At 33.9% G+C, this 14704-nt stretch carries 14 protein-coding genes; 11 read left to right on the forward strand and 3 right to left on the reverse strand.

Annotation, left to right across the window (positions count from 1 at the left end):
• Positions 1-16 precede the first annotated feature (16 nt).
• Entirely contained in the window at positions 17-1306 is a 1290-nt protein-coding gene (hisD, locus tag EDC58_RS01575; protein ID WP_123351748.1) for a histidinol dehydrogenase, read from the forward strand.
• Positions 1307-1729: a hypothetical protein gene (locus tag EDC58_RS01580; RefSeq protein WP_123351749.1), complete on the forward strand. Its 423-nt coding sequence runs from the start codon at positions 1307-1309 to the stop codon at positions 1727-1729.
• Positions 1730-1739: 10 nt separating this feature from the next.
• Here the strand turns inward: EDC58_RS01580 and rpsO are convergent, their stop codons facing one another.
• A complete protein-coding gene (rpsO, locus tag EDC58_RS01585) occupies positions 1740-2015 on the reverse strand; it encodes a 30S ribosomal protein S15 (protein ID WP_123351750.1) in 276 nt (91 codons plus the stop codon).
• 120 nt (positions 2016-2135) lie between these two features.
• Between rpsO and EDC58_RS01590 the strand changes: the two genes are divergently transcribed.
• The 3 genes from EDC58_RS01590 to flhA are packed head-to-tail and all read left to right on the forward strand — an operon-like array spanning position 2136 to position 6481.
• Positions 2136-3860, forward strand: coding sequence for an ABC transporter substrate-binding protein (locus EDC58_RS01590; RefSeq protein WP_123351751.1), 1725 nt, complete (start codon positions 2136-2138; stop codon positions 3858-3860).
• Positions 3861-3900: 40 nt separating this feature from the next.
• Positions 3901-4317 carry an Rrf2 family transcriptional regulator gene (locus EDC58_RS01595; protein WP_123351752.1) on the forward strand — a complete coding sequence of 139 codons (417 nt, stop codon included), beginning with the start codon at positions 3901-3903 and terminating at the stop codon, positions 4315-4317.
• Positions 4307-6481, forward strand: coding sequence for a flagellar biosynthesis protein FlhA (gene flhA, locus EDC58_RS01600; protein WP_338025534.1), 2175 nt, complete (start codon positions 4307-4309; stop codon positions 6479-6481). The genes EDC58_RS01595 and flhA overlap by 11 nt, the downstream gene beginning before the upstream one ends.
• Here flhA and cmoA read toward each other — a convergent pair.
• The gene (cmoA, locus tag EDC58_RS01605; RefSeq protein ID WP_123351754.1) at positions 6471-7190 is read right to left on the reverse strand and encodes a carboxy-S-adenosyl-L-methionine synthase CmoA; all 720 of its coding nucleotides are present in this window, start codon (positions 7188-7190) and stop codon (positions 6471-6473) included. The genes flhA and cmoA overlap by 11 nt on opposite strands.
• 52 nt (positions 7191-7242) lie before the next feature.
• On the opposite strand from cmoA, the gene EDC58_RS01610 reads away from it, so the two are divergent.
• The 5 genes from EDC58_RS01610 to EDC58_RS01630 are packed head-to-tail and all read left to right on the forward strand — an operon-like array spanning position 7243 to position 12719.
• The gene (locus tag EDC58_RS01610; RefSeq protein WP_123351755.1) at positions 7243-8496 is read left to right on the forward strand and encodes an O-acetylhomoserine aminocarboxypropyltransferase/cysteine synthase family protein; all 1254 of its coding nucleotides are present in this window, start codon (positions 7243-7245) and stop codon (positions 8494-8496) included.
• Positions 8493-10643 (forward strand): EAL domain-containing protein, encoded by a 2151-nt coding sequence (locus EDC58_RS01615; protein ID WP_123351756.1) that lies wholly within the window; start codon positions 8493-8495, stop codon positions 10641-10643. Before EDC58_RS01610 ends, EDC58_RS01615 begins: the two co-directional genes overlap by 4 nt.
• A 27-nt stretch (positions 10644-10670) precedes the next feature.
• Complete coding sequence (gene metX / locus EDC58_RS01620; RefSeq protein WP_123351757.1) at positions 10671-11789, forward strand: homoserine O-acetyltransferase MetX; 1119 nt, start codon at positions 10671-10673, stop codon at positions 11787-11789.
• Positions 11776-11949 (forward strand): exodeoxyribonuclease VII small subunit, encoded by a 174-nt coding sequence (xseB, locus tag EDC58_RS01625; protein WP_123351758.1) that lies wholly within the window; start codon positions 11776-11778, stop codon positions 11947-11949. The genes metX and xseB overlap by 14 nt, the downstream gene beginning before the upstream one ends.
• A complete protein-coding gene (locus EDC58_RS01630; protein ID WP_123351759.1) occupies positions 11946-12719 on the forward strand; it encodes a carbon-nitrogen hydrolase family protein in 774 nt (257 codons plus the stop codon). The genes xseB and EDC58_RS01630 overlap by 4 nt, the downstream gene beginning before the upstream one ends.
• Here the strand turns inward: EDC58_RS01630 and EDC58_RS01635 are convergent.
• Positions 12716-13762, reverse strand: coding sequence for a dehypoxanthine futalosine cyclase (locus tag EDC58_RS01635; protein ID WP_123351760.1), 1047 nt, complete (start codon positions 13760-13762; stop codon positions 12716-12718). The genes EDC58_RS01630 and EDC58_RS01635 overlap by 4 nt on opposite strands.
• Positions 13763-13818: 56 nt before the next feature.
• On the opposite strand from EDC58_RS01635, the gene EDC58_RS01640 reads away from it, so the two are divergent.
• The gene (locus EDC58_RS01640) at positions 13819-14697 is read left to right on the forward strand and encodes a GGDEF domain-containing protein (protein WP_123351761.1); all 879 of its coding nucleotides are present in this window, start codon (positions 13819-13821) and stop codon (positions 14695-14697) included.
• The last annotated feature ends 7 nt before the right edge of the window (positions 14698-14704 follow it).

The following is a 14704-nucleotide window of genomic DNA, read 5'->3' on the forward strand; positions in this document are numbered from 1 at the left end:
AGAATAAAGGCAGAGTATGAAAATACTTGATGTTAATAATCCCGGATTTAAAAAAGAGTTTGAAGAGATTTTGGCTCGTGGGAAAATGGATATCGAAAACGTTGAAGGTATCGTAAAAGGTATTATTAACGAAGTGAAAGAAGAAGGAAACAAAGCGCTTTTTAGACATATAGCTAAGTTTGATAGATGGGAGCCTAAAAGCGATAATGATTTGGAAATTGGTAAAGATGAGATGAAAAAAGCGTATGAAAACTTGAGTGACGAACTAAAAAAAGCCCTTCATTTGGCATTTGATAGAATAAAAGCTTATCATGAAAAACAACTTCCTAAATCATGGCTCGATTTTGAAAAAAACGGAACTATTTTAGGACAAAAAGTAACACCTGTGGATAAAGCGGGTGTGTATGTACCGGGAGGTAAGGCTTTTTATCCGAGCTCTCTTTTAATGAACGTAATTCCGGCAATTGTCGCCGGAGTGGAAGAGATTGTAGTAACGACTCCGGTTATCGAAAACAAACCCAACGAGCTTCTACTCGGAGCTCTTTATATTTGCGGATGCCCTAAAACATATAAAGTCGGAGGGGCAAGCGCTATTGCGGCTATGGCTTACGGGACCGAAACCATTCCTAAAGTTGACGTAATTACGGGTCCTGGAAATATTTTCGTAGCGACTGCTAAAAAATTGGTTTATGGAGATGTAAATATCGATATGATAGCAGGACCGAGCGAAATAGGAATAATCGCCGATGAAAGCGCAAGGCCTAACTATCTGGCTATCGATTTGCTCTCTCAAGCCGAGCACGATGAAATGGCAAGTTCGATTTTGATTACCGATAGTAAAGAAGTTGCCGATATGACGGCTATTGAGGTTGAAAAATTCCTAAAAAACTTAGAAAGAGAAGAGATTGCAAGAAAATCAATCGAAGAAAGAGGCGCTATTATCGTAACCAACGATATAGACGAAGCAATAGAGCTTATGAATAAAATAGCACCGGAACATCTTGAGATTATGACTAAAAATCCGTTTGAATTGTTACCGAAAATCAAACACGCGGGTGCTATTTTCTTAGGAGAATATACGCCTGAGCCTATAGGAGATTATATAGCGGGACCAAACCACACTCTTCCGACAGGCGGTACGGCTAAATTTTATTCGCCTTTGAACGTCGAAGTGTTTATGAAAAAAAGTTCGATTATTTCATTTAGCAAACAAGCTATTGAAGAGATGGGCAAAGAGTGTGCCGTATTAGCGCATACAGAAGGCTTAACGGCGCATGAAAAATCAGTACTTGAAAGACTTAAATAATTGTGGCTCATAGATAAAATAGAGGACCTTTTCCCTTCAACTCCTCTTGCTTTTTTAATCTATTTAGGCGCTTTTAGTTTAATTAGTGTAATTTTGATATTTGTTGCGGCAAAAATTTTTAATAAACCAAAAAAAACTATGAAAACTCCGAGCAAAAAAGAGCTTACTATTGATGATTTGTTAAAAATTGCAAAAAATCCGAAATCTTCAAAAGCCGATTTAATAACCGCGATAGAATTATTTGTACAAAACTTTAAAATCAAAAATGATGAAAAAAAATCTTTTGAATTTTTTGAAAAATTATTGAATCATAAAAATAGAGATAAAAAAATCTTTGATATTTTTCACGGAAAAGTAATTGCGGCGAATATTGAATATAAAGACAGGCTTGATAAGATGGAAAGAAAAGCGTTAAATAAGTAAGAGAAAGAGATTAAACTCTGTCTCTTAGGTTAAGCTCAGCGATAACTTTTAGATATTTATCGTGATCTTTTTTCTTTAGGTATCTCATAAGTCTTTTTCTTTGACCTACAAGTTTAAGAAGACCAAGTCTGCTTGAATGGTCATGTTTGTGTTTTTGTAAGTGTTCGTTAATCTCGTTGATTCTTTCAGTCAAAAGCGCGATTTGAACCGCTGGACTTCCAGTATCATTTTCGTTATTTCCGAATTTAGCGATAATTTCTCTTTTTTTCGCCGAATCCAAAGCCATAGTAGCCTCCTGATTGGTAAATTTCGTTTTAATAAACGTTTTGAAATGAAAGTATATCTTTATTTTAGAGAAAATGCAAATTTATGATAAAATTTTGCAGTATTAATCGAAAGGGGATAAGTGAGAATTCTGTTTTTGCTGTTTTTGGCGGTGTTTTTGTTTGCAAAAAACATTTTGATTATCAATTCCTACTCCATAAAACTTCCTTGGACTAAGGGTGAGCTTGAAGGTATTTTGGAAAAAATCAATAATAAGCAAAATTTAAAAATTTTTATAGAATTTATGGATACGAAATATTTTCAGCCGACACCTATGAGGATGTTAAATTACTACTATTATTTAAAAGACAAATATAAAAATATAAACTTCGATATCGTAATCACCACTGATGATAATGCTTTGAATTTCGTTAGAAAATATAAAAACGAACCGATTTTTTCAAACGCAAAGGTCTTTTTTGCCGGTGTAAACAACCTAAAACTCGCCGATACGCTGCCAAAAAACGTTTATGCCGGCGTATTTGAGAAAAAAGAGCCTCTTGTGAATCTTAATTTTGCAAAAAAAATCGTACCGAATCTAAAAACCGTATATGTGGTTGCCGATAATTCGAACTCCGCAAAAGCCGTTATGAAAGAGTACAAAAACGCGTTTAAAAATATAAAATCTCCGACTTTAATATATTTAAATGAAAAAAATTTGGAAAATATCCTTGAGACGATAAAAAAAGCACCGAAAAATTCGGCTATGTTATTGCTGACACCTTTTAGTTTTTCTTTGGAAGATAGTCATATAAGCTATAAATACGCAATAGTTTTGATATCTCAAGTTTTTCCTCATCCGATTATTATTCATACCGATCTTTTGGCAAACGTGCCGAATTCCAACGTAGTGGGCGGAAAAGCCACCGATGCTTTAACTCAAGGAAAAGAAGCGGGTAAAAAAGTGCTTGAATATCTATCCGGTACGCCTATGCAAAAGATAGGTTTTACGTTCGAAAAAGCAAATAAAATGTACCTAAACGTCCTCAATCTTAAAAAATTCGGTATCGATGCGTATGCTTTAGGATATAAAAACGCAATATATGTCAATAAACCTCGCACTTTTTATGAAATGTACAAAGAGTGGATAATCGGAAGTATTATTATATTTTTTGCCGTTTTGATGATGATTGTGATTTTGATTTTGAAAAATATACAGCTTAAAAAATATAACGAAAAAATATCGAAAATGAATAAAGAGCTTGAAGAGAAGATTTTTAGTGCGTTAAGCGAACTGAAAGAAAAAGAAAAATTACTTCTTCATCAAACAAAAGTGTCCGCAATAGGTGAGATGTTTTTGATGGTTTCAAGAAAAATTAAAGAAAAACTTCATAAGCTTTTGGAAAAAGAGGAAACAAAAGAAGAAGCTACATATATTTTAAATAAGCTCACTATGATAGAAAAATATTTTAACGACAGCTCGGTACTTGAATTCGACCTCAAAGAAGCGACAAAAGAGGTTGTTTACAGCTTAAAAGACGTTTTAAATGAGGGACTTGTAGAAATAAAAGGCGAAAATATTTATATATTCGGATATAAAAATAAATTTCAACAAGTGATTTTGGACTTTTTGTATAATATGTCAAAATTTCAAAACGAAATTGAAAAAATCATTTTCGAATTCAAAGAAGACAAAATCGAGATTCATATCCGTTTTAAACATTTTTCGAAAAATTTAATCGATAATTTCGAAAACGTACTTAATAACGAACTTTATTATACTCGTTTGATTATGCAGCAGTATTTTTGCAGTGAGTGTAATTACAGAGTGGATAAAAACAGCGTAATTATGGAAATAATTTTATAAAATAAGATTATTTTTGTATAATTTCCTAAAAAGGACTCATATGATATTTACGAAATCTACCGCATATACTTTACAAGCGCTTGTCGAATTATCGAAATTCGATAAACCGGTCGATGTTACGAAACTATCTGAACTCACGGAGCTTCCCAAGCCGTTTTTAGCTAAACTTCTTCAAACTCTCTCAAAAAAAGGGTTTGTTAAGTCGTTTAAAGGAATTCACGGAGGATTCGTATTGGCAAAAGAGCCTAAAGATATTAAAATTACGGATGTATTTAGTGCTATGGAAGATAAAGAGTCTCTTGTTTTTTATTGTTCTAAAAATATAAACGATTGTACGAGAGACAGAGGCGGAGTTTGTTCGTTGTGGCCTTTTTTTGCAAAACTTGAAGGCGAAATATCGAAAATTTTAGATAAATATACTTTAGAAGACGTTATAAGGATGAAATCTGGTAAATAAAGTCAAAAACGCATTAAGATTTTTTAATGAAATAACTGATATAGGCGTAGTATTATTCGTATTTGCAATACTACTGATTATTATCGTACCGCTGCCAAGCGGGCTTTTGGACTTTTTTCTTACTATCTCTTTAGCCGTTGCGGTTTTGATTTTGCTTTTATCTTTATATATTCCAAAGCCTACGGATTTTACGACCTTTCCTACCATTATTTTGATTGTTACGCTTTATAGACTTTCGCTTAACGTCGCTACTACGAGAATGATTTTAAGCAAAGGATATGAAGGTCCCGATGCCGTTAGTAAAATTATTTCGGCATTTGGGGAGTTTGTTGTAGGTGGAAATTATGTAATCGGGATAATAATTTTTATTATTTTGGTTGTCATTAACTTTATGGTTATTACTCAAGGTTCTACGAGGGTTGCGGAAGTTGCGGCAAGATTTACTCTTGATGCTTTGCCTGGTAAGCAAATGGCGATAGATGCCGACCTAAATGCCGGTTTGATAGACGAACAAGAAGCAAAAAGACGTCGTGAAGAGCTTATAAAAGAGGCGAATTTTTACGGGGCTATGGATGGGGCGAGTAAATTCGTAAAAGGTGACGCTATTGCCGGAATTATTATTACTGTAGTAAATATTATAGCCGGATTTTTGATAGGTATTTTCCAACATGGAATGGATTTGGCTCAGGCGGCTTCTACGTATACGATTCTAACAGTCGGTGACGGACTTGTAGGACAAATTCCCGCTCTTATGGTATCGACAGCTACAGGTATTATTATTACTCGTGCGACAAAAGATGAGAGCAATTTCGCAGAGGGCGTTATCAAACAGCTTATGAGAGATTATAAAGTCGTCATAATAGTCGGTGTGATACTTGTATTTATGGCGTTTATTCCCGGATTTCCTACCGGAAGTCTTTTATTTGTGGGCGGGGTGTTTTTGATCGCCGGATATTTGATGATGGAGACTCAAAAAGGTGTCGACCCTATTGAAAGCTTGATAGCGAAATTCAGAAAAAAACCTCCTCCGAAAAAAGAGAGCAAAAAAGAACAAAAAGAATCAAAAGAGGAAAAACCTAAAAAATCTCCTGAAGAAGAAGCCAAAGAAGAGGAAAAAGTCCTTGAAGATATCTTAAAAGTCGAGCTTATTGAGCTTGATATCGGATATCAGCTTATTAAAATAGCCGACCCGAATCAAGGAGGGGATTTGCTTGACAGAATAAAAGCTATGCGTAAAAAAATAGCCGCCGATTTCGGATTTTTGGTGCCGCAAATTAGAATAAAAGACAATCTGAATATCAAACCGACGGAATATATGATTTTATTAAAAGGCGTAGAAGTTGCAAAAGGAGAAATTTATCCGGATAAATATCTTGCAATGTCAACGCCTATGGTCGTAGAAGAGATAGAGGGAATAAAAGTAAAAGAGCCGGCATTCGGAATAGAGGCTCTTTGGATTGACGAAGATAAAAAAGAAGAAGCTCTTATGAACGGATATACCGTTGTCGATCCTTCTACCGTAATAGTTACTCATTTAAGCGAAATAATCAAAAAATACGCTGAAGAGCTTCTTACTCGTCAAGACGTCCAAGCTCTTCTTGACAGAGTCAAAAAAGATTTCCCTGCAATTGTGGATGATGCTTTAAAAGTTGCGAATATCGGGCTTATTCAAAGAGTTTTGAAATCACTTCTTCATGAAAAAATCCCGATTAAAGATATGATAACTATTTTAGAAACTATAGCGGATGTGGCGGAATACACTAAAAATATCGACGTTATAGTAGAGCATGTAAGAAGCGCGCTTAGTCGTGTTATTACAAAACTATACGAAAGTGAAGACGGAACTCTTAAACTTGTAACGTTTGATGCCGGGACGGAGCAGTATTTGATTTCAAAACTTCAACAGCAAGGCGAACAAAAGCAGTTTATGCTAACCGTAGCGGAGATGAATAAGCTCGTAGAAGAGGTCAATAACGCCGTAAACGAACTCGTAAATAAAGGCGTTGCGCCTGTGGTGTTAATCGTAGACCCGCTCATAAGAAAACCGCTTGCTGAGATTTTGGAGAGATTCGGCGTTGAGATAGTAGTGTTGTCCCATGCCGAAATAGACCCTAACGCCAAATTTGAAGTATTAGGAAGTATAAGTATCGACTTTAACGCTTAAAAGCTATAAAAGTCGCGAAATTATTCCACCTAAAAATAACTTCGATATCTTTAAAGCCCGCATTTTTTAGCATTTCTATGTTTTCGTTCATCGTATAAGGAATGAGAACGTTCTCAAGAGCTTCTCTTTTTTGCGCTATTTCGTATTCGCTGTATCCCATTTTTTTCTTGTAGTCGTAATATAAATCGATCATAATTTTATTTAGTTTTTTGTTTTCGGTAATAAGCTTTTCGCTCATTAAAAAAATTCCCTCATTTACCAAAGAATCGTAAATTTTTTTTATAAGTTTTTCTCTTTTTAGAGGTCTTACGAACTGAACGGTATAATTTGCCACTATCGCTTTGGAATTTGAAAAATCATATTCCAAAAAATCCGCTTCTACAAAATTTACCTTCACACCGAACGCTTTTGCTTTATGAGTCGCTCTTTTTATCATAGCAGGAGAGTTGTCTATTCCTATTAGGGATAGTTTTTTATCAGTTTTTTTGGCAAGCTCGATTAAAAACGTCCCTGTAGAGCTTCCTAAATCTACAATTTTGTCGTTTTTATCTAAGAAATTTTTTAAAATATCTATTTGAAGATTCAGATTTTCCTTGTAAAAAGGAACACTTCTATTAAGCATATCGTCAAAAACACTGGCAACTTCCTCGTCAAATTCGAATTGTTTGCTAATTGGCTTATTAAAAACTTCGTCTTTTGGAGTATTCATTCATCTCCTTTTGATATAATTTGGATAGATTTTATCATAAAAGGATAAACAAATGAAAGACGCTACTATCGCTCTTCACTACGGCTACGAAAAAGACGCCCAAAAAACTATGAATGTTCCTATCTATATGACTACGGCATACGAATATCAAGATACCGACCATGCGGCAAGACTTTTTGCTTTGGAAGAAGAGGGAAATATCTACACAAGAATCGGAAATCCCACTACGAGAGTTTTTGAAAGAAGAATATCGGCACTTGAGAGAGGAATAGACGCTTTGGCCGTTGCAAGCGGTATGGGGGCTATATTTTATTCTATTTCCAATCTTGTAAGAGCGGGGGACAATATAATCATTTCTCAAAAACTATACGGAGGAAGTATCACTCTATCGACTCAAACGCTAAAACAATTCGGAGTAAGCGCAAAATATTTTGACCCTCAAAAACCGGAGGAATTAATAGAGCTGATAGATGAAAAGACTAAACTGATACTATTTGAAAGCATTGCAAATCCGGCTTTAACGGTGCCTGATTTCGAAGGAATAGTAAAAATAGCGAATGAAAAAGGTGTTGTTACGATATGTGATAATACAATGGCTACACCTTATGGCGTTAAGCCTATCGAGCTTGGCGTGGATGTAGTCGTACATAGTGCGAGTAAATATATTGTCGGAAACGGAAGTGCGATTGCGGGGTGTTTAGTGGAAGCTAAGCATTTAAAAGAAAAACTGAAATCAAAAAGATATCCTCAATTTAACGAACCGGACGAGAGCTATCACGGGCTTGTTTATACACAAAAATTCGAAAATCCTTTTATTGCAAGAGCGAGACTCGCACTTCTTAGAGACTACGGAGCGGTAATATCTCCTTTTAACTCCTGGCTTTTAATAAACGGACTTGAGACTCTACATTTAAGAATAAAAGCTCACTCTCAAAACGCTTTGGAAATTGCGAAATTTTTACAAAAACATCCGAAAGTAAAAAAAGTTAATTATCCGTTTTTGGAAGGTGACGAAAATTACGAATTTGCAAAAAAATATCTGAAATTCGGAGGAGGAATATTAAGCTTTGAGCTCGATAGTTACGAAGAGGCGAAAAATTTCGTAAAAAAACTAAAGATTTTTTCATTAGTGACGAATATAGCTGACAGTAAGTCTCTTGTAACGCATCCGGCAAGTACGACTCATCAACAATTAAGTCAAGAAGAGCTAAAAGCCGCCGGAGTACCAGAAGGTCTTATTAGGCTTAGTGTCGGAATTGAAGATATAGAAGATTTAATAACCGATATAAAGAAAGGACTTGATTGAAAAAAAACATACTTTTACTCTCTTACCTGCCGATTGTTATAGTTTTTACGATATCGGTAGCCTTTTTTATTTTTTTGTATTTCGCTTTTGAAGATAATATCGACAAAGAGCTAAAATTAACCCAAGAAAAAGTTATTAATCTTGAAAAAAGATATTTAAAAAAGAGCGTAAAAGATTTCAAACAGACATTTTCTTTGTTTAAAATAAGTATTTACGAAAGAACTCAAGATGATTTGGCGGAGTTTTTGAAATATCTTATAAAACATACCGATCTTCATACGTTAAAACTTGACGGAGACGATATTATTGCAGGTGAGATTCCCCAAAACGTCAAATTTAATTATGTAATTGAAAATAATAAATTCGTTATTTTAAAACACGGAGAGTGTGAATATTTGGTTTATTTTACCAATTTAGGAAAAAAAGTTTATCTTGCCGGGATTAATAAAAAGATTATTGATTCTTTCGTGCTGGAAAAAATAATTTCCTATCTTGATAAGATAAACAAAAACAACCCAAGCTACATCGCTCTTGGAAAAATATTGACTTTTACTCCTGATAAGAACGGAAATTTCGGATATCTTTTTTATATGCCGCCTAATTTAAAAAGCAAAGAGGGGATGATTTTATCTGTAAATAAACCCGATGTTAAAGGCAACTATTTTAGAGAGGAATATTTTAATTGTCTGAAAAAAGGAAAGAGCTGTTTTGTAAGTTATTATTTCGAAAATCCTAAAACCGGAAAAGTTGAAAAAAAAGTCTCTTATTATTCACTTTTGCACGAATATAATCTTTCTATTCTAAAAGGAATATACGAATCTCAAATAAAACAGGAATTAAAAAATAAAATCGATTATGTAGTTAGGCAGTTTAAAAACTTTTTCATATTATCGATTGTGATTTATATTTTGGTTTTTATAATTTTTATGTTTTTCTTCGTTCCTTTTATAAACAGAACGAAAAGCGATTTGATTAAAGAATATGAAGGGCTTATTTCCAAACTTAAAAATCAATATTATTATGATGAACTAACTCATCTGCCCAATAGAAATAAGCTTTTTGAAGATATGGAAAAATTTAAAGGTTTGATAGTTTTCGATATCGATAATTTTTCTACTATAAATGAGATTTACGGATTTGAATTCGGAAACGAAATTTTGAAAAAAGTAAAAGAAAAATTCAGAGCTTATAAATATTTTTATAGAGTGGGTAGTGACGAATTTGCGATAGGATATCCGCATCAAATAAACGGTTTTGAATTAAAAAACGTACTTAATATGTCTTTTGAATACAACAATATCGATATAAATTACGAAATAGGCGGAAGTAATATAAAAGAAAGACTCTTTCAAACTGCCGAAATGGCAATGAAAATGGCTAAAAAAAACAAACTCAAATATCTTCTTTACGACGAAAAAATAGAAAAAAGCCAAAAAGAGAAATTTAATAAAATCCAATCTCTTCATCATGCTTTAAAAGAGAAAAAAGTTTTTCCTTATTATCAATGTATTGTCGATAAAGACGGAAAAATCTGTAAATACGAAGCTTTGATGAGAGTTGAGGTCGATGGCAAAATAATCTCTCCTTTTGCATTTATGGATTTGATAAAAGAAGCGAATATCTATCACGATTTTTCAAAAATAATGATTGAAAAAGTGTTTGAAGACTCAAAAAAAATAGACGTTCCGGTATCTATTAATCTCTCTTTCGAAGATATCGTAAATAGAGAAATTAACGAGCTTATCTTTTCTCTTCTTGAAAAACAAGGAGGAGAGAATATTGTTTTTGAAGTGCTTGAGAGCGAGAGTATCAAAAATTTCGATATGGTAAAAGAGTTTATCGTAAAAGTAAAATCATACAACGCTCAAATAGCGATTGACGATTTCGGAAGCGGATATAGTAACTTTGTAAATATTTTGGATTTGAATCCGGACATTATAAAAATCGACGCTTCGATTATCAAAAACTTAAATAACGAAAAATATCGTAAAATCGTAGAGTTAATCGTAGAATTCGCAAAAAATTTCAATATAAAAACGGTTGCGGAATTTGTAAGTGACGAGGAAAAATTTTTAATTTTAAGCTATCTTGGAATTGACGAATATCAAGGATTTTATTTTTGTGAGCCTATTGAGCTTAGTTTATGATAAAATTTCAGTTAAAAAAAGGCAAAAATGAAAATCTCTACACATATTGCAAAATTTACCAAGCCTTTATATTTGGAAAGCGGACGTATTTTAGAGCCGTGGCAGATTATTTATGAGACGTACGGAGAGCTAAACGAAGACAAAAGCAACGTAATATTAATCACTCATGCATTATCCGGCTCTCATCACGCGGCTGGTTTTTACGAAGGAGATAGGAAACCGGGCTGGTGGGATGCTTTGATTGGAGATGGGAAAGCTATAGATACCACCAAATATTTCGTAATCGCTACGAACGTAATCGGTAGTTGTTTCGGTTCAACCGGTCCTATGAGTCCGATTTATCCCGGAAGCAATGAAAGGTACAGACTTAAATTCCCGGTAATTACCATAAAAGATATGGTAAAAGCTCAAAAAATTCTTTTGGACTCTTTGGGAATCAAAAATCTTCTTGCCGTAGTAGGCGGAAGTATGGGAGGAATGCAGGCTTTAAGGCTTGCGGTTGATTATCCGGGCTTTGCAAAATACGTAATTCCTATCGCCACAACGTATCAGACGAAACCTTATGTTATCGCTATAAATAAAGCGATGATGGAAGCCGTTAGAGCCGATAGCGAATTTAAAAACGGGAATTACGACCCCGATATTATTAAAGAAAAGGGTCTAAAAGGCCTTGCCGCGGCAAGAATGATCGGATATCTGAATTATATTTCACCGGCCACTTTTGAGAAAAAATTCGGAAGAGAATATGTAAAAACTGACGGAATGTTCGAGCTATTCGGTAGATTTCAGGTTGAATCTTATCTTGAATACAACGGTGCTAATTTTCCTAAGTGGTTTGATCCTTTGAGTTATATTTATCTTTTAAAGGCAATTTCTCTTTTTGATATAAGCAGAGGCTTTAATTCGCTTGATGATGCTTTTTCGCAAATAAAAGATAACCTCTATTTAATCTCTTTTTCCGGAGATACGTTATTCTTTCCTCAGGAGATGAGAGATATCAAAAAATATATGGATAAAGTGGGCGGTAAATGCCAATATTATGAAATTGATAGCGATTACGGGCATGATAGTTTTTTGGTCGAAGTTGATAAATTCGACTTTTTAATCAGCGATATTTTAAAAGGAGAACTTGATGCAAGATTTTGAAAAAAAACTTGAAGAAGCTAAAAAACTTCTTGAAAAATTAAACGACCCTGAAATTACGCTTCATGAAGCAATGGAGACATACAAAAAGGGTATCAAGCTTTTAGAAGAAGCGACTAAAATGATAGAAGAAGCCAAACTTCAATTTCAAGAGATAAAATGAATATCGCAATAATGCAATCGGACTCTTTGCCTCTTGATAAGGCGAAAATCAACTATTTTCTTTCACAAGCAAGAAAAGAAAAGGCTAAAATTTTCGTATTGCCCGAGTATGTGTTAAACAGGTTTTTTAAAGAGCTTGAAAAAATGCCTTTAGGATTTATAAAAAAACAGACTTCTCATCAGGTTAAATTATTAAAAAAATTAAGCGAAGTGTATGATATGACGATAATCGCGCCTTTGATAATGGTAAAAGGCGATAATGTGTATAAAGTAATAGGAAAATTTTATAAAAATAGCGTCAGATATTATTACTCGCAAGTTTTTATGCCTTATTCTCATTGGAACGAAGATAAGTTTTTTTCAAAAAAAGAAAACAAGCCTATGGTTTTTAGTGTAGGAAATATAAGATTCGGTGTGATGTTCGGATTTGAAAGTCATTTTGATGATTTTTGGGAATATTTTAGGGATAAAAAAGTCGATTGTATTTTGATTCCGAGCGTCGGGACGTTCGGTTCGCACAAAAGATGGTTTGAAATGCTTAAAAGCAGGGCTTTTATGAATAATATGTATGTTGTAAGGGTCAATAGAGTCGGAACTTTTGAAGATTGGGAGTTTTACGGTAACTCTTTTGTGATAGACCCTGAGGGAGAGTGTGTTAATATGCTCGGTTCAAGCGAAGAGATGGCTATAAGTGATATAAAAAAAGAAAAAGTTAAAGAGGCGAGAAAAGAGTGGAAGTTTTTAAAACTTTATAAAAATATAGAGTTTTAATCGAAAATTTCCAATATCTCATAAGCCGTATTTCTTTTAGCCGGAATTTCTCCTACGTCTTTGATTAATCTTATCATCTCTTCTTGATTCATTCTGTTTTGTGCGCCGGCACTTCTGACTACGTTTTCTTCCATCATCGTAGAGCCCAAATCGTTTGCACCGTAAAGAAGAGCCATTTGTCCTATGTAGCTGCCTTGTGTTACCCATGAGCTTTGAATATTTTTGAAATTATCAAGAAATAGCCTTGCTACGGCCAAATATCTTAAATATCTGTTCGAAGAAGTTTTATGGGTTACTATTCCTTCTTTCATAAGCTGAGTGTTATACGGCTGAAAAGACCACATTATAAAAGCTCTAAATCCTCCGGTTTGGTCTTGAAGCTCTCTAATCATATTCCAATGCTCCACAACTTCTTCAACCGTCTCTACAGTTCCGAACATCATAGTAGCTGTCGTTTTCATTCCTATTTCGTGTGCTGTTTTATGTATTTCTATCCATCTTTTGGAGTCTATTTTTTTAGGAGCGATAATGTCTCTTACTCTATCACTAAGTATTTCGGCTCCGGCTCCGGGGATTGAGCTTAGACCTTTTTCTTGTAATCTCTCAAGTACTTCTTTTATCGAAATTTTCGATACTTTTGCTATATAATCGATTTCCGGTGCACTGAATCCGTGAATTGTAATTTGAGGATATTTTTTATGGATATGCTCTACAAGATTTTCGTAATAGTCTATTTTCAAATTCGGATGAACGCCCCCTTGAAAAAGAATCTGAGTACCTCCGATTTCAAGCAGTTCGTCTATTTTTTTGTCTATTTCTTCGAAACTAAGAATATAAGCGTCTTTGTCTTTTTTGTGTCTGTAAAAAGCGCAGAATTTACAATCCACCCAGCATATATTGGTATAGTTTATGTTTCTATCTACTATAAAAGTTGTGATTTTTTTAGGGTGAAGTTCTCTTTTTTTCGCAAGAGCCATTTCTCCGAGCGTTCTTAAATCTTTGTTTTCAATTAAATTTATTGCATCTTTTTTAGAAAGCCTCAATTTTTCTCCTTAATATCCGATAATTTAGTAACTATAATAGCAAAAAAGGGAAAGTTATGGAAGAATTGATTAAAGAAATAGCAAATAAAACTATGCAAGACTTGGAAAAGGCTAAAAAACCGCCTTATCCTTTATATTACAGGGACGTTTTTAATGCGATTGCAAACGAAAAAGGAATACTTAATCAACTAAATCCTAAACTTTTGTGTATAGCTCCGACTCTTGATGAGATAATACTTGCGAAAACTTCGGAAACTATCAGTGAAATATCTATTCATACCAAAGATATAAAAAACGATTCAAGAGAGATAATAGACGAAGTAAACGTTGCCGATGCTGATGAAATAAAAGAGATGGTTATTAAATTTTCCGCCAACTTGATAGAAAAAGTTAATCAAATGGAAGAGAGAATTCAAGAACTTCAAAGCGAGCTTGATAAAGCTTATAAAGAGCTTTTGATTGACCCTTTGACAAAAGTATATAACAGAAAAGCGCTCGAAAAAGACTTAGGTGAAATTTTAGAAAAAGGAAAAGATAGAAACCTTGATTTGGTGATAGCTATCGTAGATATAGATAATTTCAAAATGGTAAACGATAAATACGGACATTTGGTGGGAGATTTCGTTTTAATCAAGCTTGCCGATACGATGAAAAGTTTAATTAGAAAAAGTGACAAAATCTACAGATACGGGGGTGATGAATTTATAATCGTATTTAATCGTTCAACTCTTGAAAACGCCGAAAAAAGTATTGAGAGAATTATTTACAAAATTTACCGCACAACCTTAAAATATAAAGAAAATTATATTAAAATTACGATATCTGCCGGAATCACTCAACACAGAGCCGGTGACACAATCGAGTCAATGATAAAAAGAGCCGATGAGGCGCTATATAAAGCGAAGGTGGAAAAAAACGGCTATAAAATTTTGTAAGGAGAAT

Source organism: Caminibacter pacificus (assembly GCF_003752135.1).
GTDB lineage: Bacteria > Campylobacterota > Campylobacteria > Campylobacterales > Nautiliaceae > Caminibacter > Caminibacter pacificus.

Bases quoted from the DNA above. Each gene is read 5' to 3' on its own strand.
- EDC58_RS01595 (WP_123351752.1), top strand. From the start codon at position 3,901: ATGATATTTACGAAATCTACCGCATATACTTTACAAGCGCTTGTCGAA.
- EDC58_RS01630 (WP_123351759.1), top strand. From the start codon at position 11,946: ATGAATATCGCAATAATGCAATCGGACTCTTTGCCTCTTGATAAGGCG.
- hisD (WP_123351748.1), top strand. From the start codon at position 17: ATGAAAATACTTGATGTTAATAATCCCGGATTTAAAAAAGAGTTTGAA.
- EDC58_RS01640 (WP_123351761.1), top strand. From the start codon at position 13,819: ATGGAAGAATTGATTAAAGAAATAGCAAATAAAACTATGCAAGACTTG.
- metX (WP_123351757.1), top strand. From the start codon at position 10,671: ATGAAAATCTCTACACATATTGCAAAATTTACCAAGCCTTTATATTTG.
- rpsO (WP_123351750.1), bottom strand. From the start codon at position 2,015: ATGGCTTTGGATTCGGCGAAAAAAAGAGAAATTATCGCTAAATTCGGA.
- cmoA (WP_123351754.1), bottom strand. From the start codon at position 7,190: ATGAATACTCCAAAAGACGAAGTTTTTAATAAGCCAATTAGCAAACAA.
- xseB (WP_123351758.1), top strand. From the start codon at position 11,776: ATGCAAGATTTTGAAAAAAAACTTGAAGAAGCTAAAAAACTTCTTGAA.
- EDC58_RS01610 (WP_123351755.1), top strand. From the start codon at position 7,243: ATGAAAGACGCTACTATCGCTCTTCACTACGGCTACGAAAAAGACGCC.